The sequence below is a fragment of the Variovorax sp. genome (assembly GCF_965279555.1).
GTDB lineage: Bacteria > Pseudomonadota > Gammaproteobacteria > Burkholderiales > Burkholderiaceae_C > Variovorax.
Map to the genome: position 1 here is coordinate 3,397,573 of NZ_OZ257247.1, position 23,303 is coordinate 3,420,875.

The 23,303-nt window shown below is 67.7% G+C and carries 23 protein-coding genes; 7 read left to right on the forward strand and 16 right to left on the reverse strand.

The genetic code is table 11. The features are described from left to right. The first annotated feature begins 26 nt into the window (after positions 1-26). From ACQY8B_RS16075 to ACQY8B_RS16095, 5 genes are all read left to right on the forward strand, one after another. A complete protein-coding gene (locus ACQY8B_RS16075) occupies positions 27-1,697 on the forward strand; it encodes a monovalent cation/H+ antiporter subunit D (protein WP_422089060.1) in 1,671 nt (556 codons plus the stop codon). Further along, complete coding sequence (locus ACQY8B_RS16080; RefSeq protein ID WP_422087629.1) at positions 1,694-2,185, forward strand: Na+/H+ antiporter subunit E; 492 nt, start codon at positions 1,694-1,696, stop codon at positions 2,183-2,185. The genes ACQY8B_RS16075 and ACQY8B_RS16080 overlap by 4 nt, the downstream gene beginning before the upstream one ends. Continuing rightward, positions 2,182-2,460 carry a K+/H+ antiporter subunit F gene (locus ACQY8B_RS16085; protein WP_081266821.1) on the forward strand — a complete coding sequence of 93 codons (279 nt, stop codon included), beginning with the start codon at positions 2,182-2,184 and terminating at the stop codon, positions 2,458-2,460. The genes ACQY8B_RS16080 and ACQY8B_RS16085 overlap by 4 nt, the downstream gene beginning before the upstream one ends. Continuing rightward, positions 2,457-2,813 (forward strand): monovalent cation/H(+) antiporter subunit G, encoded by a 357-nt coding sequence (mnhG, locus tag ACQY8B_RS16090; RefSeq protein WP_422087630.1) that lies wholly within the window; start codon positions 2,457-2,459, stop codon positions 2,811-2,813. The genes ACQY8B_RS16085 and mnhG overlap by 4 nt, the downstream gene beginning before the upstream one ends. A 645-nt stretch (positions 2,814-3,458) precedes the next feature. Next, a complete protein-coding gene (locus tag ACQY8B_RS16095) occupies positions 3,459-4,364 on the forward strand; it encodes a PKD domain-containing protein (protein ID WP_422087631.1) in 906 nt (301 codons plus the stop codon). An 18-nt stretch (positions 4,365-4,382) separates the two neighbouring features. Here ACQY8B_RS16095 and ACQY8B_RS16100 read toward each other — a convergent pair whose 3' ends face one another. The 7 genes from ACQY8B_RS16100 to ACQY8B_RS16130 all read right to left on the reverse strand — a co-directional run bounded on the left by ACQY8B_RS16100 (position 4,383) and on the right by ACQY8B_RS16130 (position 12,171). Further along, entirely contained in the window at positions 4,383-5,405 is a 1,023-nt protein-coding gene (locus tag ACQY8B_RS16100; RefSeq protein ID WP_422087632.1) for an XdhC family protein, read from the reverse strand. Positions 5,406-5,424: 19 nt separating this feature from the next. Continuing rightward, complete coding sequence (locus tag ACQY8B_RS16105; protein ID WP_422087633.1) at positions 5,425-6,039, reverse strand: CoxG family protein; 615 nt, start codon at positions 6,037-6,039, stop codon at positions 5,425-5,427. 36 nt (positions 6,040-6,075) lie between these two features. After that, positions 6,076-7,290, reverse strand: coding sequence for a vWA domain-containing protein (locus tag ACQY8B_RS16110; protein ID WP_422087634.1), 1,215 nt, complete (start codon positions 7,288-7,290; stop codon positions 6,076-6,078). A 15-nt stretch (positions 7,291-7,305) separates the two neighbouring features. Continuing rightward, complete coding sequence (locus tag ACQY8B_RS16115) at positions 7,306-8,292, reverse strand: AAA family ATPase (protein WP_422087635.1); 987 nt, start codon at positions 8,290-8,292, stop codon at positions 7,306-7,308. 151 nt (positions 8,293-8,443) lie between these two features. After that, the gene (locus ACQY8B_RS16120; protein ID WP_422087636.1) at positions 8,444-9,238 is read right to left on the reverse strand and encodes an FAD binding domain-containing protein; all 795 of its coding nucleotides are present in this window, start codon (positions 9,236-9,238) and stop codon (positions 8,444-8,446) included. Between the two features lie 40 nt (positions 9,239-9,278). Then, positions 9,279-11,663 carry a xanthine dehydrogenase family protein molybdopterin-binding subunit gene (locus ACQY8B_RS16125; RefSeq protein ID WP_422087637.1) on the reverse strand — a complete coding sequence of 795 codons (2,385 nt, stop codon included), beginning with the start codon at positions 11,661-11,663 and terminating at the stop codon, positions 9,279-9,281. 10 nt (positions 11,664-11,673) lie between these two features. Further along, on the reverse strand, positions 11,674-12,171 hold the full coding sequence (locus ACQY8B_RS16130) for a (2Fe-2S)-binding protein (RefSeq protein WP_422087638.1): 498 nt from the start codon (positions 12,169-12,171) through the stop codon (positions 11,674-11,676). A gap of 178 nt (positions 12,172-12,349) precedes the next feature. Between ACQY8B_RS16130 and ACQY8B_RS16135 the strand changes: the two genes are divergently transcribed. Then, a complete protein-coding gene (locus ACQY8B_RS16135; RefSeq protein ID WP_422087639.1) occupies positions 12,350-13,495 on the forward strand; it encodes a helix-turn-helix domain-containing protein in 1,146 nt (381 codons plus the stop codon). A 38-nt stretch (positions 13,496-13,533) separates the two neighbouring features. Here ACQY8B_RS16135 and ACQY8B_RS16140 read toward each other — a convergent pair whose 3' ends face one another. The 8 genes from ACQY8B_RS16140 to ACQY8B_RS16175 form a co-directional block, all read right to left on the reverse strand. Then, on the reverse strand, positions 13,534-13,911 hold the full coding sequence (locus ACQY8B_RS16140; RefSeq protein WP_422087640.1) for a nuclear transport factor 2 family protein: 378 nt from the start codon (positions 13,909-13,911) through the stop codon (positions 13,534-13,536). A 104-nt stretch (positions 13,912-14,015) separates the two neighbouring features. Further along, the gene (locus ACQY8B_RS16145) at positions 14,016-15,509 is read right to left on the reverse strand and encodes a M81 family metallopeptidase (protein WP_422087641.1); all 1,494 of its coding nucleotides are present in this window, start codon (positions 15,507-15,509) and stop codon (positions 14,016-14,018) included. Then, positions 15,506-16,759, reverse strand: coding sequence for a Zn-dependent hydrolase (locus ACQY8B_RS16150; RefSeq protein WP_422087642.1), 1,254 nt, complete (start codon positions 16,757-16,759; stop codon positions 15,506-15,508). The genes ACQY8B_RS16145 and ACQY8B_RS16150 overlap by 4 nt, the downstream gene beginning before the upstream one ends. Positions 16,760-16,793: 34 nt before the next feature. After that, complete coding sequence (locus ACQY8B_RS16155; protein WP_106935190.1) at positions 16,794-17,510, reverse strand: ABC transporter ATP-binding protein; 717 nt, start codon at positions 17,508-17,510, stop codon at positions 16,794-16,796. Then, positions 17,507-18,274 (reverse strand): ABC transporter ATP-binding protein, encoded by a 768-nt coding sequence (locus ACQY8B_RS16160; protein ID WP_093050013.1) that lies wholly within the window; start codon positions 18,272-18,274, stop codon positions 17,507-17,509. The genes ACQY8B_RS16155 and ACQY8B_RS16160 overlap by 4 nt, the downstream gene beginning before the upstream one ends. Further along, positions 18,271-19,233: a branched-chain amino acid ABC transporter permease gene (locus ACQY8B_RS16165; RefSeq protein ID WP_422087643.1), complete on the reverse strand. Its 963-nt coding sequence runs from the start codon at positions 19,231-19,233 to the stop codon at positions 18,271-18,273. The genes ACQY8B_RS16160 and ACQY8B_RS16165 overlap by 4 nt, the downstream gene beginning before the upstream one ends. Before the next feature lie 11 nt (positions 19,234-19,244). Then, complete coding sequence (locus ACQY8B_RS16170; protein WP_422087644.1) at positions 19,245-20,105, reverse strand: branched-chain amino acid ABC transporter permease; 861 nt, start codon at positions 20,103-20,105, stop codon at positions 19,245-19,247. 22 nt (positions 20,106-20,127) lie between these two features. Further along, complete coding sequence (locus tag ACQY8B_RS16175; RefSeq protein ID WP_422087645.1) at positions 20,128-21,333, reverse strand: ABC transporter substrate-binding protein; 1,206 nt, start codon at positions 21,331-21,333, stop codon at positions 20,128-20,130. A gap of 206 nt (positions 21,334-21,539) precedes the next feature. Here ACQY8B_RS16175 and ACQY8B_RS16180 point away from each other — a divergent pair, with 206 nt between their 5' ends. Then, entirely contained in the window at positions 21,540-22,304 is a 765-nt protein-coding gene (locus tag ACQY8B_RS16180; protein ID WP_422087646.1) for a FadR/GntR family transcriptional regulator, read from the forward strand. 33 nt (positions 22,305-22,337) lie between these two features. On the opposite strand, the gene ACQY8B_RS16185 is transcribed toward ACQY8B_RS16180, so the two are convergent. Then, positions 22,338-23,297, reverse strand: a complete 960-nt coding sequence (locus tag ACQY8B_RS16185) for a LysR family transcriptional regulator (RefSeq protein WP_422087647.1) — start codon at positions 23,295-23,297, stop codon at positions 22,338-22,340. Positions 23,298-23,303 lie beyond the last annotated feature (6 nt).

Here is a 23,303-nt window from a genome sequence, read left to right on the forward strand (position 1 = left end):
TGCTCGACGAACTGCTCGAGTTCAGCATGCCGCACCTGGTGGCGGTGCCGATCCTCGTGCCCATGCTCACGGCCGCGCTCATGCTGCTGCTGGGCGAGAACCGCCGCCGCGCCAAGTCGGCGCTGAGCGTGGTCTCTGGCCTGGTCGGCCTGCTGGCGGCGCTGGCGCTGCTGCGCTGGGTGAACGCGCCCGAAACCGGTGGCGGCCCCGGCTCCATCGGCGTGTACCTGCCGGGTAACTGGCGCGCACCCTTCGGCATCGTACTGGTGGCCGACCGGCTCTCGACCATGATGGTCGCGCTCACCGGGGTCATCGCCTTCGCGGCCTCGATCTATTCAACCTCGCGCTGGGACCGCGCGGGCGTGCACTTCCATCCGCTGCTGCAGTTGCAGCTCATGGGCCTGAATGGCGCGTTCCTCACCGGCGACCTGTTCAACCTGTTCGTCTTCTTCGAGGTGATGCTGGCTGCGTCATACGGCCTGCTGCTGCACGGTTCCGGCCGGCTGCGGGTGCAGGCGGGCCTGCACTACATCGCCATCAACCTCGCGGCGTCTTCGCTGTTCCTTATCGGCGCGGCCATTCTTTACGGCGTGACCGGCACGCTGAACATGGCCGACCTGGGCATGCGCATCGCCGAACTCTCGCCAGGCGACCGTGGCCTTGTGCACGCGGCGGCGGCCATCCTGGCGACCGCCTTCTTCGCCAAGGCCGGTGCGTGGCCACTCAACTTCTGGCTGGTGCCGGCCTACAGCGCGGCTGTCTCGCCCGTGGGTGCGGTGTTCGCGCTGCTGACCAAGCTCGGCATCTACACGATCCTGCGGCTGTGGACCACGCTGTTCGCGCCCGACACCGGCGACTCCGCCGCCTTCGGCCAGGCCGCGCTGGTGGCCGCCGGGCTGGCCACGCTGTTCGTGGGTGCCATCGGCATCGTCGGTACGCAGCGCCTGTCCAACCTTGCGGGCTTCAGCGTGCTGGTGTCCGCCGGCACCCTGCTCGCGGCGGTCGGCCTCGGCCAGCCCGCCGTGTGGGCCGGCGCGCTCTACTACCTGCTGAGCTCCACGCTCGCGGTCAGCGCCTTCTTCCTGCTGACCGACATGATCGAGCGCTGGCGCAACGCCGGCATGAGCGTCGCGCCGCACGAGGCTGCGGGCAATGCGCCCTTTCTTGCCGAAGACCTGCGCGCGCTCGCCGACGTGAACCTCGACGACGAGGCGCAGGCGCTCTACGGCCGCGCCATTCCGGCCGGCGTGGCCTTCCTGGGCCTGAGCTTCATGGGCTGCACGCTGCTGCTGGCGGGCCTGCCGCCGCTGTCCGGCTTCATCGGCAAGTTCGCGATGCTCTCGGGCCTGCTCGGGGGCACGACTCTCGGCACCGCCGGCTGGACCTTCCTTGCGCTGCTGATCGTCTCGGGCTTCCTGTCGCTCATCGCGCTGAGCCGCACCGGCATTCGCCACTTCTGGACCCAGCCGCACGCCACCATGCCCTCGCTGCCCGCGCTCGAGGTGCTGCCCGTGGCCGGCCTGCTCGCGGCCTGCGTGGCGCTTACCGTGTGGGCCGAACCCGTGATGCGCCATGCCATGGCCACTGCGCAGGGCCTGAAAAACCCGGTGGCCTATCGCCAGGCGGTGTTCGGCGCCAGGCAGGTGCCCAACCCCGTGCCCGCGGCTGACAAGAAACAGGAAGGCGCGGCCCCATGAAGCGCCTGCTTCCTTCCCCGCCGCTGTCGTTCGCGCTCTTCGTCGTCTGGCTGCTGCTCAACCAGTCGCTCGAAGCGAGCACGCTGGTCTCGGCCGTGATTTTGGCCATCGCCGTGCCGCTGCTGACCGAGAGCCTGCGTCCGGCCGCAGTGCGCATGCGCAGGCCCGGGGTCGCGCTGCGGCTGTCGTTCCTGGTGACCTTCGACATGCTCAAGTCGGCGTACGACGTGGCCCGGCTGCTGCTCACGCGCCGCACGAGCGGCATTGCCTCCAGGTTCGTGCAGATTCCGCTCGACATGCGCGACCCCAACGGCCTGGCCGTGCTCGCCATGATCATGTGCCTTACGCCCGGCACCGCCTGGGGCGAAGTGTCGTTCGACCGCAGCACGCTGCTGATCCACGTGTTCGACCTCGACGACGAGGCCGCCTTCATCGCGATGATCAAGCAGCGCTACGAACGCCCCCTGATGGAGATCTTCGAGTCATGACACCCGTCCTCTTCTGGGCCCTGAAGTTCGCGCTGTTCCTGCTGGCCGTGGCCATGCTGTGCGCGCTCTCGCGGCTGCTGATCGGCCCCACCGCGCAAGACCGCGTCATGGCGCTCGACTGCCTCTACATCAACGGCATGCTCATGATGCTGGTGCTCGGCATCATCTACGCGAGCAACGTCTACTTCGAGGCGGCCATGCTGGTCGCGCTGTTCGGCTTCGTCGGCTCCACGGCCATGGCCAAGTTCCTGCTGCGCGGGGAGGTGATCGAATGAACGATTTCATCATTGGCCCGCTGCCGCTGTGGGCCGAGATCATCACCGCCGTGTTCGCCGTGCTGGGCGCGGCCTTCGCGGCCATCGGCTCCTTCGGCCTGCTGCGGATGCCGACCTTCTTTCGCCGCATCCATACGCCCACGCTGGGCGCGACGGTGGGCGTGTGGTGCATGACGGTCGCCACCATCGTGTACTTCTCGGTGCAGGGCTTCAGCCTGTTCCTGCACGCGGTGCTGATCGTGCTGTTCATCGCGCTCACCGCGCCGATCACCACCATCTTCCTGATGCGCGCGGCGCTGTTCCGCGAACGGCAAAAGGGCGGGGACGTGCCGCCCGAGGCCAAGTCGAACTGACTGCATCGCTCTTCACGGGCACGGGTCCCCTCGACGGGGTACTCTGCTGCGCGAATATCGCGATGGCGCATGGCCTCAACGCGAACCTGCGCGCAAGCGGCGACGGCTTGCATCGGCACCGGTGTCCGTGCCCTTGTCTGTCGCATTACCGCTGACGCCTTCACCGGCAGTCCCTGCACAAGAGGAGACGTGCGGGTGATGGCACCGACACGCCAAGCTCGAGTTGGTGTTTGCGTGCCCCATTTCTACCGGAATCCGTGATAGCCGAGGTCGGTCGCCATTCCTAAGATTTGACTGGCCGATCTCACTTCAGCGTCAGCGCTGCAGGCGGGCCGACATGCCCGCAGATCGATGCCAAAGAGGCCGCTTGTATAGGCGGGATCTGCCGGTTCAGGCAGCGGTGAGGCGATTCGTCGCAAGCACCGCATCTGACCGGGCCATTGTTCTGCAACCGCGACGACCTTCAAAATGCCTTCACTTTTCTCGACGCCGCGCCCTCTCCATGCAGCTTCGTTGTTGGCCATTGCCGCTACCGCGGCACTCACCGCTTGCGGGGGCGGCGGCGGCGGATCCAATGGCGCACTCCTCCCGTTCACGCCCACAGCACCGGCACCGGCACCCGCCGCTCCACAAAATCAGACGCCTGTGGCGAGCGCCCGCGCCGACGCCCTCGGCCTCAAGGGCGTGGCCGCCACGCTGGATGGCAGTGCCAGCAGCGACGCCGACGGCGACGCCTTGCAGTACAGCTGGACCGTGGTGTCCGCACCGGGCGGCAGCCATGCTGCGTTCAGCAACGCTGCAGCTGCCGCGCCCACATTCACTCCCGATGTCGCGGGCAGTTATGAATTCGCCCTCGTCGTGAATGACGGCAAGGTCAACAGCGCGCCGTCCAAGGTGAAGGTGAACGTTGGCGCAGTCGCATTCGACACGATCCCGAAACCCCTGCCACTGAGCGCACCCAGCTTCTCGTTCGAGGCTTCTCAGCTTGCGAACGTCGGCGACTTGGTCACGCTGGACGCGAGCACGCCGCGCGGCGCGTTCGGCATGGAAGTGGTGCTGGTCAGTTGGGCCTGCGAGACCGGCGTGTGGACCGGCGCCTGTGCAACGACACCTGGCGCCACATTCACTCATCCTGTGACTGTTCGCATCCGCGATGCTGCAGGACTGCTGCTTGCCGAGCGCACCCAGACGGTCACGATCCCCTACCGGCCAAGCACCGATCCGACGTGTGCCACGCCTACCAATTGGCGCGGCGACGACGGCAACTGCCGCTCGGGGCGCTCCGTCAAGGTCGCGTTCGACCTGCATGACCTGAACGTCACGTTGCCAGATACGGTGCGCTACGAAGTGGCATTCAACACTCAGCACTTCGGCAGCTCGCCGCTCGGTGTGACCGGTCCCTACGATTCGCTGAACGTCGCGGCATCCAGCACGGCACCCACAGTCGGCATCGACCTGAATTCCAATGAGGACTATGAAAACGGAGTGCCGACGGTCAGCGGCGGCTTCGGCGTGATGGCGCAGATCATCACCGGGGTTCCACAGCACTAGCCTGTATCGCCCGCACGCTCAGCTCGGCTGCAGCTGCTGCATCTCCTTGGCCCGCGCGACCTCCATTTCGCGCGGCAGCGTCACCGCGTTCTTCACCGCGAGAATCTCCGCCATCACGCTCACCGCGATCTCCGGCGGCGTCTTGCTGCCGATGTAGATGCCGATGGGGCCACGCAGCCGCGCGAGCGATTCGTCGGTCTGGTCGAAGTGCTCGATCATGCGATCGCGCCGCGCGTCGGCATTGCGCCGCGAGCCGATGGCGCCGACGTAGAAGGCCTCGCTCTGCAGCGCCTCCAGCAACGCCAGGTCGTCGAGCTTGGGGTCGTGCGTGAGCGCCACCACGCAGCTGCGGCGGTCGGGCCTGAAGGCCTGCACCGCGTCGTCGGGCATCTCGGTGGTGATGTGCACGCCGGGCAGCGACCAGGCGGTGCGGTATTCGGCGCGCGGATCGCACAGCGTGACCGCGAAACCGCTGAACTTGGCCATGGTCGCAAGGTACTCGGCAAGCTGGCCGGCGCCGATCAGCAACATGCGGTATTCGGGGCCGAAGGTGTTGGTCAGTTCGGTGTCGTTCACCGTGAGCTCGTCGGGCGCCTTGGCTTCAGCCAGCCGCACCGCGCCGGTGGCGAGCGTGACGGTACGCCGCATGAGCCGGCCCTGTTCCAGTTGCGCCACCAGCAGGTCGAGCGAGTCGGCATCAGGCGCGTATTCGAGCAGCAGCTCAAGCGTGCCGCCGCAGGGCAGGCCGAAGCGGTGCGCCTCGTCGGCGGTGATGCCGTACTTGACGAGCGCGGGCGGCGCGCCCAGCGGCACGTCTTCGCCCTTGCCGTGGGCATGGCTGTAGCGCGCGATCAGGTCGTCCTCGATGCAGCCGCCGGAGACCGAGCCGACCACCGCACCGTCTTCGGCCAGGGCCATGATCGAGCCCACGGGCCGCGGCGACGAGCCCCAGGTACGCACCACGGTGGTCAGCAACGCGCGCTTGCCGGCACGCCGCCAATCGCGCAGCGTGCGCAGCACCATGACGTCGAGGTTTTCCATGGCTCGCTCCCTCGGCCCCTCAGGCGGCGTCACCCGGCGGCACCGGGTCGTCCTTCTTGCCGAGGCCGATCTTCTTCATGAGGCCCGACATCACGCTGGTCTTCTCCGCGGGCGCGTCGGCGGTCTCCGAGGCGGCGGCCGGCGGCGGGCCGTAGCGGCTCTGCATCTCGGCCTCGAAGCGCTTGAAGAAATCGTCTGCGGTCGACTTGGCCGCGCCGTCGATCAGCCGCTGGCCGAGCTGGGCGATCTTGCCGCCGACCTGGGCCTGCACCGTGTAGTCGAGCTCGCAGCCGGCAGCGGGTGCCGCGGCCTCTTCAGCCGGTGCGGCGTCGCCCGCCACCGGCTTGAGCGTGACGCTGGAAGAGCCCTTGGCGAACCCCGCCACGCCGCCCTGCCCCTCGAAGCTCAGCTTGTAGCCGTTGGGCGCCACGATGTCCGACAGCACCACCTTGCCGTTGAACTTGGCCGACACCGGGCCGATCTTCACCGCGAGCGCGACGCTGTAGGTGTTGTCGCCCGTCAGCTCGAACTTGTCGCAGCCGGGAATGCATTTCTTCAGCGTCTCGGGGTCGTTGAGCGCTTCCCAGGCTTGTTGTTGGGTGATGCCGAGGCGGCGGTTTCCGAGCATTTCCATGGTGGGCTTCCTTTTTTTGGGGCTCTGCCGGGCGCTTTAACGCCCGGCTCGCATCAGGGCGGCGAGGCTGGCGGCCAGCTGCTCGAGCGCGTTGAGATTGTGGACCGCCAGCATCGCGTCCGCATGGCGGTGCAGCACGCCGGCCCCACGGGCCAGAGGGGCGTAGCCGTCGAAACGCAGCAGCGGGTTGAGCCACAGCAGCCGGCGCGAATGGCGCTTGAGCCAGAGCAGTTCCTGTTCCAGCACTTCAGGCTCGCCGGTGTCCAGGCCGTCGCTGATCACCAGCACCAGCGTGCGACGGCCAGTCAGGCGGCGGGCGTGGGCGCGGCGCAGCTCGGCCAGCGAAGCGCCGAGCCGCGTGCCGCCAGCAAAGTCGTCGATGGCCACGCCGGCGGCGACCAGCATGTCGTCGGTGTCGGCCAGCCGGAAGGCGGGCGTCAGGTCGGTCAGGGCGGTGCCGAAGGCGAACACGTCACGCCGGCCGGCACGGCGGGTCGCTGCATGAAGAAAGGCCAGCAGCAAGCGCGCATAGCGCTCCATCGAGCCCGAGACGTCGACCAGCACCAGCAGAGGCAAGGGTTGCTCGCGGCGCGCCAGCCGGGGCAGCCGCAGGATCTCGCCGCCGGTGCGCGCCGCCTCGTGCAACACGCCGGGCCAGTGCATGCGCGCGTGCTGCTGGCCGGCATCGCCCGCGGCGCGCAGGCGGCGCGACGGCAGCGACGGAACCGGCAGCGCGATGTCGCGCGCGAGCCGCTCCACCAGCCGGTATTCGGAGGCACCGAGCGCGTTGAAGTCGGCGTGCTGCAGCCGCTGGCGGTCGCTCGACGTCATGGCGGCGTCGAACTCGATCTCGCGGTCGGGCTTGGCCAGCTCGGCCGGCCTGGCGGCATTGCGCGGCGCGGTGAGCGCCTCTCGCACGCGCGGGCGGCGCTTCGACGGCTCGGCCTTGCCTTCGGCGCTGGGCAGCATCTGCGCAAGCAGCTTGTTGGCCAGTTCCGGGTCGCGGAACCACGCGTCGAACAGCTCGCGGAACACCATGCGGTCCTGCTCGCGGCTGACCATCACGGCTTCCATCGCCGCGCCCAGGTCGAGCTTGTCTTCAACGCCAACCAGCGTGGCGGCCTCGGCGGCCAGCGCGATGCGGGCGGCGTCGGTGCGCACGCCGGCGCGGCGCAGCGCACGGCCGAAGGCGGTGATGTTGCCGGCGAGCTTGCCGCTGCGGGCGTCGCCGAGTTGCTGGATGCCGGCCATGCGTGTCCAGCGCGCTCAGCGCGCGGCCGGCTCCTCGGGACGCAGCAGGTCGGACGCCAGCTCCTGCGTGAGCGCGGCCACGTCGTCGCGCTGCTTGAACAGGATGCCGGCGGTGTCGACCACCACTTCGGGGTCGAGCTCGACCGTGTCGAGCGCGATCAGCGCGCGCGCCCACTCCACGCTCTCGGCAATGCCGGGCGCGCGCTGGAAAGCGTTGACGAACGGCGCCTCGCGCAGCCGCGCGACAAAGGCCGACACCTGCGCCGACAGCTTCTCGCTCGCCTGCGGCACCTGGGCCCGCACGATGGCCAGCTCGCGTTCGCGCTCGGGGTAGTCGAGCCAGTGGTACAGGCAGCGGCGCTTGACCGCGTCGTTGAGCTCGCGCGTGCGGTTGCTCGTGAGAATGGTCACGGGCGGCACCACGGCGCGCACCGTGCCAAGCTCCGGAATGCTCACCTGGTACTCGCCCAGGTACTCGAGCAGGAAGGCCTCGAAGGGCTCGTCGGCGCGGTCGACTTCGTCGATCAGCAGCACCGCGCCCGGCGCGGGCGTCTGCAGCGCCTGCAGCAGCGGGCGGCGGATCAGGTAGTGCGGCTGGTAGACCTCGGCTTCCACGTCGCGCACGAGCGCCGCCCGGCCGCCCGAAGGCGCGAGAGCCCCCTCGGGGGGCAGCGAGGACGCGTCAGCGCCGAGCGTGGGGGCCCTCAGCGCGCCGGAGGCTTCCGCCGCGCGCATGTGCAGCAGCTGCGCCGCGTAGTTCCATTCGTAGAGGGCCTCGCGCTGCTCCAGCCCGTCGTAGCACTGCAGGCGCAGCAGTTCGCGGTTCAGCGCTTTCGACAGCGCCTTGGCCAGCTCGGTCTTGCCCACGCCGGGCTCGCCTTCGACCAGCAGCGGCCGCTGCAGCTTGAGCGCGAGGAACACGGCCGTCGCCAGGCGTCGGTCGGCGAAGTAGCCGGCCTGCATCAAACCGTCGGAGAGGGAATCGATGGTCGGAAAGATCATGGCGAAGCGTAGCGGAGAGCCAGAGCAGGCCAGCGTGCGCCGCGCCTCCTCTTCGAGAACACCGCGGAACCGGCTGCGCTGGGCCGCTGGTGTTGCCCCCTGCAAGGGGGTTGGAGAAGCGACACGAAGTGCGCGAAGCCTGGGGGTAAGCCTAAGCCAGTGCCTTGGTCACGGCGCGCTGGGTGAGCACGCTGATCAGGTTCGCGCGGTAGGCGGCCGAGGCATGGAGGTCGCTGTTGAGGTCGCTCGCGTCGATCTTCACGGCGGAGGCGGCCGCGGCGGTGAAGTTCTGGTTCAGCGCGTCTTCCAGCCCGGCATGGCGGAACACGCCGTTGCCCGCGCCGGTGACGGCCACGCGCACCGCGCCGCTGTCGGCCTGGGCGAGGAAGATGCCGACGAGCGGAAAGTGCGAAGCCTTCTGGCGCAGCTTCTCGTAGACGGCGCGCTTCGGAATCGGAAAGCGGATCGCGGTGATCAGCTCGTCTTCTTCCAGCGCGGTGGTGAACAGGCCGAGGAAGAAATCGTCGGCCGCGATCTCGCGCTTTGACGTGACGACAGTGGCGCCCGAACCCAGCACCGCGCTCGGATAGCACGCCGCCGGGTCGTTGTTGGCCACCGAGCCGCCGATGGTGCCCATCGCGCGCACCTGCCGGTCGCCGATGCGCGAGGCCAGGTCGGCCAGCGCCGGGAAGGCGGCCTTCACGTCGGCGTTGTTGGCCACGTCGAGGTGGCGCGACATGGCGCCGATGGTGAGCGTGTTGCCGTCCTTGCGGATGCCCGTGAGTTCCTTGATGCCGCTCAGGTCCACCAGCTGTTCAGGGGCGGAAAGCCGCAGCTTCATGGAAGCCAGCAGGGTCTGGCCGCCCGCCAGCGGCTTGGCGCCTGCTGCAACGAGCCGGGCCGCGTCGGCCAATGTGGCCGGTCGTTCGAGTGTGAAGGCATACATGGTGTGCTTCCTTCTTTGTTCTGTATGTTCGATCTGTCGATCAATGGTTGGCGGCGGCCTGCATCGCTTCCCAGACACGGCTGGACGAGGCGGGCATGTCGAAATCCTTGACGCCCAGCGGCGCCAGCGCGTCGAGCACGGCGTTGATCACCGCCGGCGGCGAGCCGATGGCGCCCGCTTCGCCGCAGCCCTTGGTGCCCAGCGGATTGTGCGTGCACGGCGTGCACACGGTGTCCAGCTTGAACTGCGGGAACTCGGCCGCGCGCGGCATGGCGTAGTCCATGAAGCTGCCGGTGAGCAGCTGGCCGGTTTCCTTGTCGTACACGCAGTTCTCGAGCAGCGCCTGGCCGATGCCCTGCACCAGGCCGCCGTGCACCTGGCCCTCGACGATCATCGGGTTGATGATGGTGCCGAAGTCATCCACCGCGGTGAAGCGGTCCACGCGCACCTCGGCGGTCTGCTTGTCGATCTCGACCTCGCAGATGTAGGTGCCGCCCGGGAAGGTGAAGTTGGTCGGGTCGTAGAAGGCGGTTTCGTTCAGGCCGGGCTCCAGCTTGTCGAGCGGGTAGTTGTGCGGCACGTAGGCCGTGAGCGCCACCTGGCCGAAGGGGATCTTCTTGTCGGTGCCCTTGACCGTGAACTCGCCGTTGGCGAACTCGATGTCGGCGTCGCTCGCCTCCATCAGGTGCGCGGCGATCTTCTTGGCCTTGGTCTCGATCTTGTCGAGCGCCTTCATGATGGCCGCGCCGCCCACCGAGATGGAGCGCGAGCCGTAGGTGCCCATGCCGAAGGGCACGCGGCCGGTGTCGCCGTGCACCACGTCGACGTTGTCGACCGGGATGCCCAGCCGCGCCGCCACCACCTGCGCGAAGGTGGTCTCGTGGCCCTGGCCGTGGCTGTGCGAGCCGGTGAACACCGTCACGCTGCCGGTCGGATGCACGCGGATCTCGCCGCACTCGAACAGGCCGGCCCGCGCACCGAGCGCGCCGGCAATGTTCGACGGCGCGATGCCGCAGGCCTCGATGTAGCTCGAGTAGCCGATGCCGCGCAGCTTGCCGTTGGCCTCGCTGGCCGCCTTGCGCGCCGCGTAGCCGTCGACCTCGGCCAGCACCCGGGCCTTGTCCATGCATGCATGGAAGTCGCCGGTGTCGTACTGCAGCGCCACCGGCGTCTGGTACGGGAAGGTGGTGATGAAGTTGCGCTTGCGGATCTCGTCCTGCCCCAGGTTCATTTCCCAGGCGCAGCGCGACACCAGCCGCTCCAGCAGGTAGGTGGCCTCGGGCCGCCCGGCCCCGCGGTAGGCATCGACCGGCGCGGTGTTGGTGAACCAGGCATCGACCTCCACGTAGATCTGCGGCGTGGTGTACTGGCCCGCGAGCAGGGTGGCGTAGAGGATGGTGGGCACCGCCGTGGAGAAGGTCGACAGGTAGGCGCCGAGGTTGGCGTCGGTGTGCACGCGCATGGCCAGGAACTTGCCTTGACTGTCCATCGCCATTTCGGCGTGGCTCACATGGTCGCGGCCGTGGGCGTCCGACAGGAAGCACTCGGAGCGCTCGGCGGTCCACTTGATGTTGCGGTTGAGCTGCTTGGCGGCCCAGGTCAGGCACACGTCTTCCGCATACAGGAAGATCTTGGAGCCGAAGCCCCCGCCCACGTCGGGCGCTATCACGCGCACCTTGTGCTCGGGCAGGCCGAGCACGAAGGCCGTCATCAAGAGCCGCTCGACGTGCGGATTCTGGTTGGACACGTAGAGCGTGTAGTCGTCGGTGCCCCGGCTGTAGCTGCCGATGGCCACGCGCGGCTCGATCGGGTTGGGAATGAGCCGGTTGTTGACCAGGTCGAGCTTGGTCACGTGCGCGGCATTCGCAAAGGCCGCGTCGACCGCCGCCTTGTCGCCCAGCGCCCACTTGTAGCACTGGTTGTCGGGCGCCTCGTCGTGCAGGGTGACGCCGCCGGCCTTCCTGGCCGCGTCGGCCACGCTCACGAGCGCGGGCAGCACGTCGTAGTCGACCACCACCGCCTCGGCGGCGTTCTTGGCCTGCTCGACCGTCTCGGCCACCACCATGGCCACGTGGTCGCCCACGTAGCGCACCTTGTTGATCGCCAGGATCGGGTGCATCGGCTCCTTCATGGGGGTGCCGTCGGGGTTGTTGATGAGCCAGCCGCAGGGCAGCCCGCCCATCTTGCCCTCGATGTCCTTGCCGCTGAAGATGCCGATCACGCCGGGCATCTTCATGGCCTCGGCAATGTCGACCGACTTGACGGTGGCGTGGGCGTGCGGCGAGCGCACGAAAACGGCGTGGCTCTGGTTGGCCAGCGTGATGTCGTCGGTGTAGTTGCCCGCGCCGGTCAGGAACCGGTAGTCTTCCTTGCGCCGCAGCGCCTCGCCGATGTGCGGCAGGTTGGAGAAGTCGGATGCGCCCATGTCGCTCTCCTCAGGCCGTTGCCGTTGTCTTGACGGGCGTGCCCGAGGCCATGGCCTCGCCGCCCATCTTCACGGCCTTCACGATGTTCTGGTAGCCCGTGCAGCGGCACAGGTTGCCGTCGAGCAGCTCGCGGATCTCCGATTCGCTCGACTTGGGGTGGTGGGTGCACAGGTCGATGGCGCTCATGACCATGCCCGGGGTGCAGAAGCCGCACTGCAGGCCGTGGCACTCCTTGAAGGCGGCCTGCATGGGGTGCATGGCGCCGTCGGCATCGGCGATGCCCTCGATGGTGGTGATGTCTGCGCCGGCCGCCTGGGCGACCAGGATGTTGCAGGACTTGACGGCACGGCCATTGACGTGGACGGTGCAGGCGCCGCACTGTGCGGTGTCGCAGCCGACGTGGGTGCCGGTGAGATGGAGGTGCTCCCGGATGGCATGCACGAGAAAGGTGTTGGGAGGAGCGTCGACCGTGGCCTGACGGCCGTTGATCTTGAAAGCAACCTGCATTTGGCTGTCTCCGTGAAAGGTGATGGCTAATTCAGCAAAAGCATCTTGGATGCCGACCTCCCGCACTATCCTAGGCAAAACCCTTGACACTTGCACAGACGGCGCGAAATTCTCAAAATGAAACAGCTTGCCATCCTGCGAGCCGGGAAAAGCCCCAACACCGCGCGAACACCCCACGATGCCTGTTGCTTCAATCGTTTCGCCAGCCCCTGAGCGTTCGCTGGCCATCGCCCAGGCCCGCCGCGAGCTGATCCACGGCGAATCCCCCCGGGCCCGCGCAACGGCCTGCGTCGACTCCTGGATCAGCCGCTCCTGGCAGCGCTGCATCGAGGCCGGCCGCCGCCCTCAGCAGCGCGTCAGTTTCGACCCGGTGAGCCAGTCCGCGGAGCGCGATGCCGCCGAGCGCAACCGGGTGCTGGTCGCGGCCGCGCGGCCGGTGATAGAGCGGCTCTCGCGCGCCATCGCCGACACCCGCTATTTCGCCATCCTGACCGACGCCGACGGCATCGTGGTGGACGTCGGCAACCTGCCCGACGGTACCGATGCCGCCAGCCGCTATGCACGCGACATCGGGCGCATCGGCGTCGACCTGTCTGAGCCGGCGATCGGCACCAGCGCCATCGGCACCGCGCTGGCCGAGCAGGAATCGGTGTGGCTGCACCGCGGCGAGCACTTCTTCGACGACACCAGCGTCTACAGCTGCGCCGGCGCGCCGCTGTTCGGCCCCCGGGGCGACTGCATCGGCATGCTCGACCTGACCGGCGTGCAGGTGGTGGAACGCCCGGAACTGCGGCACCTGGCCACCCTGTCCGCGCGCAGCATCGAGAACATGCTGGTGCTGCGCGAGCCCTGCGAGCTGCTGCTGCGCCTGGCCTGGCCCGGCAGCACCGCCAGCGAAGCCACCGAGGGGCTGCTGTGCATCGATGGCGAAGGCCACGTCACCGGCGCCAACGCGGTGGCCCGTCAGATGCTGCACCAGCCGCTGGCGCGCGAGCAGCAGGCGCTGCATTTCAACGACCTGTTCGCCCTGCCCCTGCACATGATGTTCGATGCAGCCCGGCGCGGCGAGGCCATGCTCGAGGTGCCGCTGTGGTCGGGCCTGCGGGTGCAGGTGCAGCCCCAGCACGGCGGCCGCGGCACTCCGGGTGGGCTGCCGGCGACGGACAGCCGGCCCCGGCTGCGCGACGTGGAAACCGCGCTGATCCGCAAGGCGGTGGCCGATGCCCGCGGCAACGTGGCGGAGGCCGCGCGGGCGCTGGGCATCAGCCGCGCGACCGTGTACCGCAAGCTGTGGCGCGGCCGGCCGACCGGCGCGCCGGACTGACGGACCTACGAGCCGAAGCCTCGCTGTTCAGCTCCTGTTCAGGCGCCGACCGGGACCTTGTCGAGAAAGCCGGTCACCGAGCTGAGCTTGCCCGCCTCCACTTGCGCGAAGTCGGTGCCCTGGATCAGGTCCTCGGCGCCGCTCGGGCCCAGCGTCCACGAAAAGCGCAGATGGTCGCCGTGCGAGTCGGCCTTGCGCAGAAGGTTGAAGCGGAAGCCGGGAAAGCGCTGATGCACCGCGCCGACCAGCGCGCTGATCTGCTCGCGGCCGCTGGCCTGCGCCATCGGGTCGACGTAGCGGGCATCGGCGGTCCAGCCGGCTTCGATCAGCGCGGCGCGGCGCGCGGCGTCGGTCTCGTTCCAGACGGCGATGTAGCGTTGGGCAATCGTGGCGGCGTCGTGTGCGGCAGTGTTCATGATGGCCATTCCTTTCGGGAGTTTCGACCCGCAACATCGCGGGGTGAATGAATGGTCGCGCCGCACGCGCACAGCGTCGATGACCTGGGAGGTCATCTGGGAGGTCATGCCGCCCGTGCCATCTCCGCATCCGCGTCGAGCGGAAACACCGGCCTGCGCACCTTGCTGAACGGAAACAGGCTGTAGTCGGAACTCGTCACGCCGGGGCTGTCGCACTCCACAAGCGCGGCCGACAGCGGCTCGAACACCGGCCGGCAGTACATGCGCGACTTGAGCAGCAGGAAGCGCTCCTTGCGCGGATCGAGCCCCGCGCATTCGAAGACGCCGATGTCCCACGGCTCCTGCGTGCGCTCCGTCACCACGATGCGGGCGGCGCCGATGTCGAACAGCACCGTGCGGCCCATGCTGCTGCGCTGGCCGGTGTAGGTGGGGCCGGTGATCGTGTATTCACCGTCGCTCACGGCACGCACCATGCCCGTCAGGCGCACCGGCGTTTTCTTCAGCCCGATGCCCTCGAGCGAGACCTTGTTGCCCAGTGCCACGGTCACCTCGGCGCCCTCGCCCGCCGCAATGAGCTGCGCCACCGCCTCGGGATCGCACAGCGGGCCCACGCCGATGCCGTGCAGCCCCTGCGCCAGCGCCTCCTGCAGCACGTCCATGGTGTCGCAGCTGCCGCCGGACATGCAGTTGTCGCCGTGGTCCAGCAGCAGCACCGGGCGCGTGGCGCCTTCCGCGATCAGCTTCGCACGCGCAATCGATTCCACCATCGGCTCGCTGCGGTAGACGAAGGACTCGCGCTCGTTCCACATCTGCTCGGCGATGCGGTCGGCCGTGGCCTGCGCGCGTTCTGGCGAATGCGCATCGACCACGATCACGCTCATGCACGGCGCTTCTATGTCCGACAGCGAAAAGCCCGCCAGGATCGACACCGCAAGCGACTCCGACTTCTCCGCCTCGCGCGCCGCCTCGATGGCGCGCTGCATCGCACCGGTGAACGACGCGCTGCGCAGCGTGTGCGCCATCAGCGGCAGCCGGTGCCAGCGCATCGCCGGCTTGCTGCGCCCGGCGAGCATGTCGAACAGCAGGCGGCCGGCGTGCGCGCCGGTCTCGTACATGTCGATGTGCGGATAGGTCTTGAAGCCGACGATCACGTCGGCGTTCCCAACCATCTCGGGCGTGACGTTGGCATGCAGGTCGAGCGCCACGCCGATGGGCACGCCCGGCGCCGCCACGCGCAGCCGCACGAGCAGGTCGCCTTCGCCGTCCACGCTGTTCTGCGCGACCATCGCGCCGTGCAGGTCGAGCAGGATGGCGTCGCAGCCCGCAGCCGCATCGACGATGCATTGCGTCAGCAGCGCGTAGGCCTGCGCATCGACCGGCCCGCTCGGGTTGGCCGAGGCCGACACCGGCGTGACGAGTTCGGCACCCGCCGCCTCGGCCAGGTCGATGAAGGCAGACATCGCGGTGCGCATGCCCTTGTTGTCGCGGTAAGCCTGCTCGCCGAAGGTCGGCCCGTCGGGCCCGAAGGCCGAGAGCGGCGTGGGCACGGGCGAGAAGGTGTTGGTCTCGTGGTTGAGTCGCGCGATAAGTACTTTCATTGCGCGACTCCGGCGCTTTGCAACATGGCCTGCAGCAGCACATTGCAGCCGGCCTCGAGGTGACCGGGCTGCGCGTCCTCGATCTCGTTGTGGCTGATGCCGTCCAGGCAGGGCACGAAGATCATGGCCGTGGGGCACACGCGTGCGAGGTACACCGCGTCGTGGCCCGCGCCGCTGATCACGTTCATCCAGGTCATGCCCTGCGCCTGCGCGGCTTCGCGCACGGCGGACACCAGCTTCGGCGTGAAAGGCTGCGGCTGGAAATACACGACCTGCTCCACCGACATCTCGACCTTGCCCTTCGTCGCGATGCGCTGCACGGCCTCTTTCAGTTCGGCGTCCATGGCCGACAGCACCACGTCGTCGGCCGCGCGCAGATCGACACTGAGCTTCACGCGCCCCGGGATCACGTTGCGCGAATTGGGATAGTTGTCGATCCAGCCGACCGTGCCGCGCCCATGCGGCGCGTGGGCGAGCGCAATGCGGTTGACCTCGATCACGAGTTCGGAGGCTGCCAGCAGCGCATCCTTGCGCAGTTCCATCGGCGTGGGGCCGGCATGGGCTTCCATGCCCTGCACCACCACGTCGTACCAGCGCTGGCCTAGAGCGCCTTCCACCACGCCGATCACGCGCTCGTTGGCTTCGAGCACCGGGCCCTGCTCGATGTGCGCCTCGAAGTACGCGCCCACCGGCGATGCCGTTGCCGATGCGGGCGTGCTGCCCGCGTAGCCGATGGAAGCGAGCGCGTCGGACACGCTGACGCCGTCGTTGTCGCACTGCGCCAGCGCATGTTCGAGCGTGAACGCACCTGCGAACACGCCGGAGCCCATCATCACGGGCACGAAACGCGAGCCCTCTTCGTTGGTCCAGACCGCCACTTCGAGCGGCGCTTCTGTTTCGATCTTCGCGTCGTTGAGGCTTCGGATCACCTCCAGCCCCGCGAGCACGCCGTAGTTGCCGTCGAACTTGCCGCCTGTGGGCTGCGTGTCGATGTGGCTGCCGGTGGTGACGGGCGGCAGCGCGTTGTTGCGGCCGGCGCGGCGCGCGAAGATGTTGCCGATGGCGTCCACGCGGACTTCGCAGCCTGCCTCGCGCACCCAGCGCACGAACAGGTCGCGGCCCTGGCGGTCGAGGTCGGTCAGCGCGATGCGGCAGACGCCGCCTTTCTCGGTGGCGCCGAGCTGCGCCAGTTCCATCAGCGAATTCCAGAGCCGCTGGCCGTCGATGCGGAGTTCAGTGTGTGAGTTCATGGCTTTGCGATATGGATAAGTGTTGCGGGAAGCCTCAAGCAAGGCCCACACCCAGATAGCGGTCCTTCACTTCATGGTCGGCCATGAAGGCTGCGTTGCCGGCCTCGTGCACGATCACGCCCTGCTCCACGATGTAGTGCCGGTCGGCCAGCTGCACGCAGACTTCGAGGTTCTGCTCGACCAGCAGGATGGCCACGCCGGCCGCCTTGATGGTCTTCAGCTGCGCGACGATCTCCTCGACGATCACCGGCGCCAGGCCTTCGACCGGCTCATCGAGGATCAGCAGGCGCGGATGGTTCATGAGCGCGCGGCCGATGGCCAGCATCTGCTGCTCGCCGCCCGACAGCTGCCCGCCGCCGTTGCGCCGCCGCTCCTTGAGGCGCGGAAAGATTCGGTAGATGTCGGCCAGCTGCCAGGGCGACTCGCGCCGCAGGCCGAGCAGCAGGTTTTCTTCCACCGTCAGCAGCTTGAAGACGCCGCGGTGCTCGGGCACAAGGCACACGCCGCGCGTGGCAATGCGATGCGGCGGCATGCCCGCGATGTCCGCTCCCTGGAAGCGCACGCGCCCGCTCGTGGGCGTGACCGCACCGGCAATGCTCTTGAGCGTGGTCGACTTGCCCGCGCCGTTGCGGCCCAGCAGCGTGACGAGTTCGGCCTCGCCCACGCGCATGGAGATGCCCTGCAGCACGTGGCTCTTGCCGTAGTGCGCATGGAGCGCTTCGACTTCGAGAATGTTCTTCCCGCCGCTCATGCCTTGCCTCCGGTGATCATGTTGCCCAGATAGGCCGTGCGCACCCGCGCATCGGCGCGGATATCGCCTGGCAGCCCCTCGGCGAGCACGCGGCCCAGCTGCATCACGGTCACGGTGTCGGAGATGTCCATCACGATGTTCATGTTGTGCTCGATCAGCACCACTGTGTGCCGGTCGCGCAGGCTGCGAATGAGCTGCTTCATGTCGTCGAGGTCGTCGATGCCCATGCCCGAAGTCGGCTCGTCGAGGAAGATGGCCTTCGGCCTGGCGGCCAGCGCCATGCCCACTTCGAGGCGGCGCTGCTGGCCATGCGAAAGCTCGCTGGCCGGCGTGTTCGCCAGCCGTTCGAGCCCGACGCGCTGCAGCACTTCGTCCACCGTCTGCGTGCAGGCCAGTTCGCCGACCGGTGCGCGCCAGCAGTTCATGGCCTGGCGCGGCGAAACACCCTGTGCCGCGACGCGCAGGTTCTCGCGCACCGACAGGCTCAGGAACAGCGCCGTGACCTGGAACGAACGCGCCATGCCGCGCTGCACGCGCCGGTGGTCGGGCTCGCGCGTGACGTCGTGGCCGTCGAACAGGATGCGGCCGCCGGTGGTTGTGCCAGTGCCGGTGAGCATGTGGAACAGCGTGGTCTTGCCCGCGCCGTTGGGGCCGATCACCGAGTGCACGGTGTTGCGCCTGATCTTCAGGTCGACCCCGCCGAGCGCGGCGAACTTGCCGTAGTGCTTGGTGACGCCGATGGCTTCGATGAGAACGTCGCTCATGCCTTTTCTCCTTGCGCGGCGGGTGCGTTCGAAGCCGCCTGTGGCGCACGCCGGAAGATGCGCTTCCAGATGCCCTCGCCCAGCCCCCAGAGCCCGCGCTGCATGCCGATGCTCACGCCGATCAGCAGCAGGCCCAGCAGCAGCAGCCAGCGCGGCCACAGCGTGGAGAGCCAGTCGGCCAGCAGCACATAGGAGGCCGAGCCCAGCACCGAGGCAAACAGGTTGCCGGTGCCGCCGATCACGGTGATGACCAGGATCATTTCGCTCGTGTGGTACTCGGCGTTCGACAGCGGCGCGATGCCGGTCATCATGGCGTGCAGCCCGCCCGCCAGTCCGGTGACGGCGCCCGAGATCATGAAGGCCAGCAGCTTGAAGCGCTTGAGGTCGTAGCCCACGGCGGCGGCGCGGTCTTCGTTGTCGCGGATGGCGAGCAGCGTGCGCCCGAAGATCGAATCGGTCACGCGCAGCAGCAGGCCGAAGGCGATCAGGAAGACCACCGCGACGAAGGCGTAGTACTTCCACGGCGTGTCCATGAAGCCGGGGCGCGGCACGTCGAGCAGGCCGTTGTCGCCGCCCGTGAGGTCGGTCGCGGTGTAGGCGATGAAATAGAACATCTGCGCGAAGGCCAGCGTGAGCATCACGAAGTAAGTGCCGCGCTGGCGGATGGCGACCCAGCCGACCACCGCCGCACCGATCGCGCCCATGGCCATGGCCGCGAGCAATGCAAGCGGCATGGGCAGGTGCAGGCGCGTGAGCAGGATCGCGATGGTGTAGCTGCCAAGTCCGAAGAAGATGCCCTGCCCGAAGGACAGCAGCCCCGTGTAGCCCAGCAGCAGGTTGCAGCCCAGTGCCGCCAGCGCGTAGATGAGCACCTCGCTCGCGAGCGAGCCAGAGCTCAGCACCAGCGGCAGGCCCAGCGCGGCGATCAGCGCCAGGAGGAATGTGATTTTTCTCGGCATGGCGTGTCCGTTCATGCTTTCCGGCCGAGCAGGCCATGCGGGCGCAGCAGCAGCACGGCCGCCATCGCGATGTAGATCATCAAGCTCGCCCCCGGCGGCCAGATGGTGCTCATGAGGCTTTGCACGATGCCGATCACCAGCCCGCCCACGAGCGCGCCGCCGAAGCTGCCGAGCCCGCCGATCACCACCACCACGAAGGCAACACTCAGCGCCTCCACGCCCATGAAAGGCTCGGCCCCGCGAATGGGTGCAGCCAGCACGCCGGCCAGCGCGGCAGTGGCCGCCCCCAGCGCGAACACAAGGCTGAACACGCGGAACACGTTGATGCCGAGCAGCGACACCATCTCGGTCGATTCGCTGCCCGCGCGCACCGCGCTGCCCAGGCGCGTGCCTTCGAGCACCCACCACAGCAGCACCGCGAGCACGGCGGTGAAGCCGATCACGAACAGCCGGTACTTCGGATAGACGAAGCTGCCCCACATCACCACGCCCTGCAGCAGGTCGGGCGTGGGCACGCTGTTGCCCAGCGGGCCCCAGAACACGATGACGATCTCCTGCACCGCGAGCGCGAGGCCCACCGTCACGAGGATGTGGAACTCGTGCGCCTTGGCATACACGCGGCGCAGCAGCAGCTTTTCGGCAAGCCAGCCGAGCGCGCCGACGCCCAGCGGCACCAGCACCAGCGCGGCCCAGAAGTTCAGGCCCCACTGCATGGCCTGGTAACAGAGGTAGGCGCCCAGCAGATAGAAAGCGCCGTGCGCGAAGTTCACGAAACGCAGCAGGCCAAACACGATGGACAAGCCAACGGCCAGCAGGAAATACAGCATGCCGATGCCGATTCCGTTGATGGTCTGGAGCAGGTAGACGGTCATGGGCTCGTTGGCTTGCGTTGCGTCAGGCCAGCTTGCAGCCGGTTTTGTCTGCCGGCAGGAAGGACTTGCCGGAACTCACCACGTCGACGTAGTCGGCGGCGTTCTTCATCTTCGACTTGGCCTTGCCCTTGAGCAGGTAGTAGTCCTTGATGACCTGGTGGTCGGCCTTGCGGATTTCCTCGGTGCCGGTGAGGCCGTCGAACTTCATGCCCTCGAGCACCGCGATCACCGCCTTCTGGTCGACCGTGCCCGCCTTGACGATGCCGTCGATCAGGATCTTGGTGCAGATGTACGAGCCCGCGAGGCTGTAGTTGGGCACGATCTTGAGCTTGTCGGCGGTGCGCTTCACCAGGTCCTTGTTGAGCGCGGTGTCGGCCGTGTGCCAGTATTGCGCGCCGAAGTACACGTCTTCGCAGAGGTCGGCGCCCAGTTCGTCGAACTGCTCCAGGCCCGAGGCCCAGGCCATGAGGATCGTCATGTTCTTGTGCATGCCGAAGCTGATGGCCTGGCGCAGCGCGGCAGACGACTGCGCACCGAAGTTCAACAGCAGCAGCACGTCGGGCTTGGCGGCCATCGCGTTGGTGAGGTAGCCGCTGAACTCCTTCTCGTTGAGCGAGTGGTAGCTGTTGCCCACATGCTCGATGCCCTTCTCCTGGAAGATGTTCTTGGCCGCGCTCAGCAGGCCGTCGCCGAACACGTACTGCGGCGTGATGGTGTACCAGCGCTTGGCCTTCGGCATGGTGGCGATCAGCGGGCGCACCGTCTGCTCGATGGCACCGAAAGTGGGCACCGACCAGCGGAAGGTGGCAGGGTTGCAGTCCTTGCCGGTGATCTCGTCCGCTCCGGCGGTGGTGATGAAAAGGCCGCCGGCCTTCTCGGCCTCCTTGCCCATGGCCAGCGCTTCCGACGACAGGATGCCGCCCGCGAAGAACTTCGCGCCCTGCTGCTGCGAGGCCTCCTGCACCTTGCGCACGGCGGTGGCGGGCTTGCCTTCGGTGTCGAGCACCGTGTAGGCCAGCGGGCGCTTGAGCACGCTGCCGTACTGCTCGATGGCCAGCTTCATGCCCAGGTCGGCGTACTTGCCGTTCGCCGCAAAGGCGCCCGACATCGGGACCGGGCAGCCGAAGCGGATCGCCTCCGCCGACTGGGCAAAGGCGGCGCGGCCAGCCAGCAGGGAAGCGGGGGCAGCCGACAGGGCGGCCAGGTGAAGAAGGTGTCTGCGTTGCATGAGTTCTCCGGTCGTGGTGGGAAGTAAGGAAAAGGTGGTGCCTGCGATCGCCGGCGAATTTAAGCGGATAAATAGGATTAATATGCTGGTAAAAACCCGCTAGCAATCCTTGTGCCCAATACCACACTGCCCCGCCGCGTGACGCCGTTTAAGATCGCCCGCTGTTGCGCATCCCGCGCATCTCCCGATGGGCATGGAGCGTTTCAATGAGAGTGGGGCAGAACCGTCCTAAACGGCAAAAGCTCTCGGACGTCATCGTCGAAGACGTCAAGCGCTGGATCGTGGCGGAGCGCAAGCAGCCCGGCGACCGGCTACCGAACGAGAAAGAACTGATCGAGCTTTTCGGCTATTCGAAGAGCACGGTGCGCGAGGCCCTGAAGGCGCTGGAGGTGCGCGGCCTCGTCTCTATCCGCACGGGGCCCGGCGGTGGGGCGTACCTGCAGCAGGTGTCGGTCGACCATGCGTCGGAGCCGCTGCGCAACTTCCTGCATTTCCATCACCTGGACGGGCACCATATCTATCAGTTGCGCAAGGCACTGGAGCCCGAACTGGCCGTGAGCGTGGTCGGCAAGCTGACGCCGGAGCAGTTCGAGCAGCTCGAGGAAAACATCCGCCTGTGCACCATCGAGCCGAGCAACGAGGACGAACTGCGCATGCAGCGCGAGGCGGAACTCGGCTTCCACACCATGCTGGCGGAGAGCTGCCCCAATCCGGTGCTCTCATTCATGTGCCGCTTTCTGAACGACTTGTTGCGTGACCTGGTGGTCTACAAGAAGGCGCTGGAACATCATCATTTCGGCGAGGCCAACGTCGACTATCACACGCAACTTCTGGCGGCCTACCGCAAGGAGGACGCCGAAGAGGTGCGCCGGCTGATGGCCGAGCACATGGTCGATGCCGAGGCTCACATGCACGAGATGGAGGCGCACATCGGGGCCAAGCATCTGCTGCTGCCCAGCGGGCAGCGTTAGGCCGGTCCGTTCAGGGGGTGTGCACAACGACCGTCAGGCGTGGACCTGCTCCAGACAAGCCTGGAACGCCAGCACCGCCCGTGACGGCTTCGGCGAACGCCGCAGCAGGCTGACAAAGCGGCACGCGTAGTTGAACCGCGCCGGCAGCACCGCCTTCATCAGCCCGCGCTGCTCGAACACCTGCGCATAGTGGTCGGGCAGAAAGCCCAGGAAGCGCCCCGACAGAATCAGCGTGGCAATGGCTTCCTGGTCGAAGCCCGTCGCCTTGCGCGACAGCCGCGCCCTGTGGCTCAGCTCCATGTTGGGCGAGTGATAGCCAAGGCCCGCGAAATGATGCTCGCCCAGCTTCGGCCAGGTGAGCTTGGCATGGGAGCTGTCGAACAGCGGATGGCCCTTGCCGCAGTACAGCAGCATCGTTTCGTCGAACAGGTCCGCATAGACCAGGCTCTGCGAGGCGCGGTGCGCCGGGATGATGCCGATCTGGAAATTGCCTTCCAGCACCCCCTGCTCTATGGCGTTGATCGAGCCCACGTGCACCGCCAGGCTCACTTCCGGCGCTATATCGGTGAAGCGCGCAATGGCCTCGCCGATGCGCGCCTTCGGGTTGGTCGCGGTCTTGTCGAACAGCGCCACCTCCAGCTGGCCGCCCATGCGGTTGTGGATGTCGTCGATGCTGCCGCGAAAGGCGTCTACCGAAGCCAGCAGGCGCAGGGTCTCGTCGTACACGCGCTGGCCCTCGGCGGTGAGCGCGAAGCCGGCCCGGCCGCGCCGGCACAGCACCAGGCCCAGCCGCGTTTCCAGGTCCTTCACATGCCGGCTCACGGTGGAGGTGCCGATGTTCAGCTCCAGCTCGGCGGCCGCCATGCCGCCGCAGTCGACCACGCTCTTGAAAACCTTGAGCAGCCGCAGGTCCATGTCGCTGAGCTGCCCCAGGACGGCGCGATTACGGGCGCTGTTTTGGGCACTGTTTTGGGCCTTGGCCTTTACTTGCATGAAGTG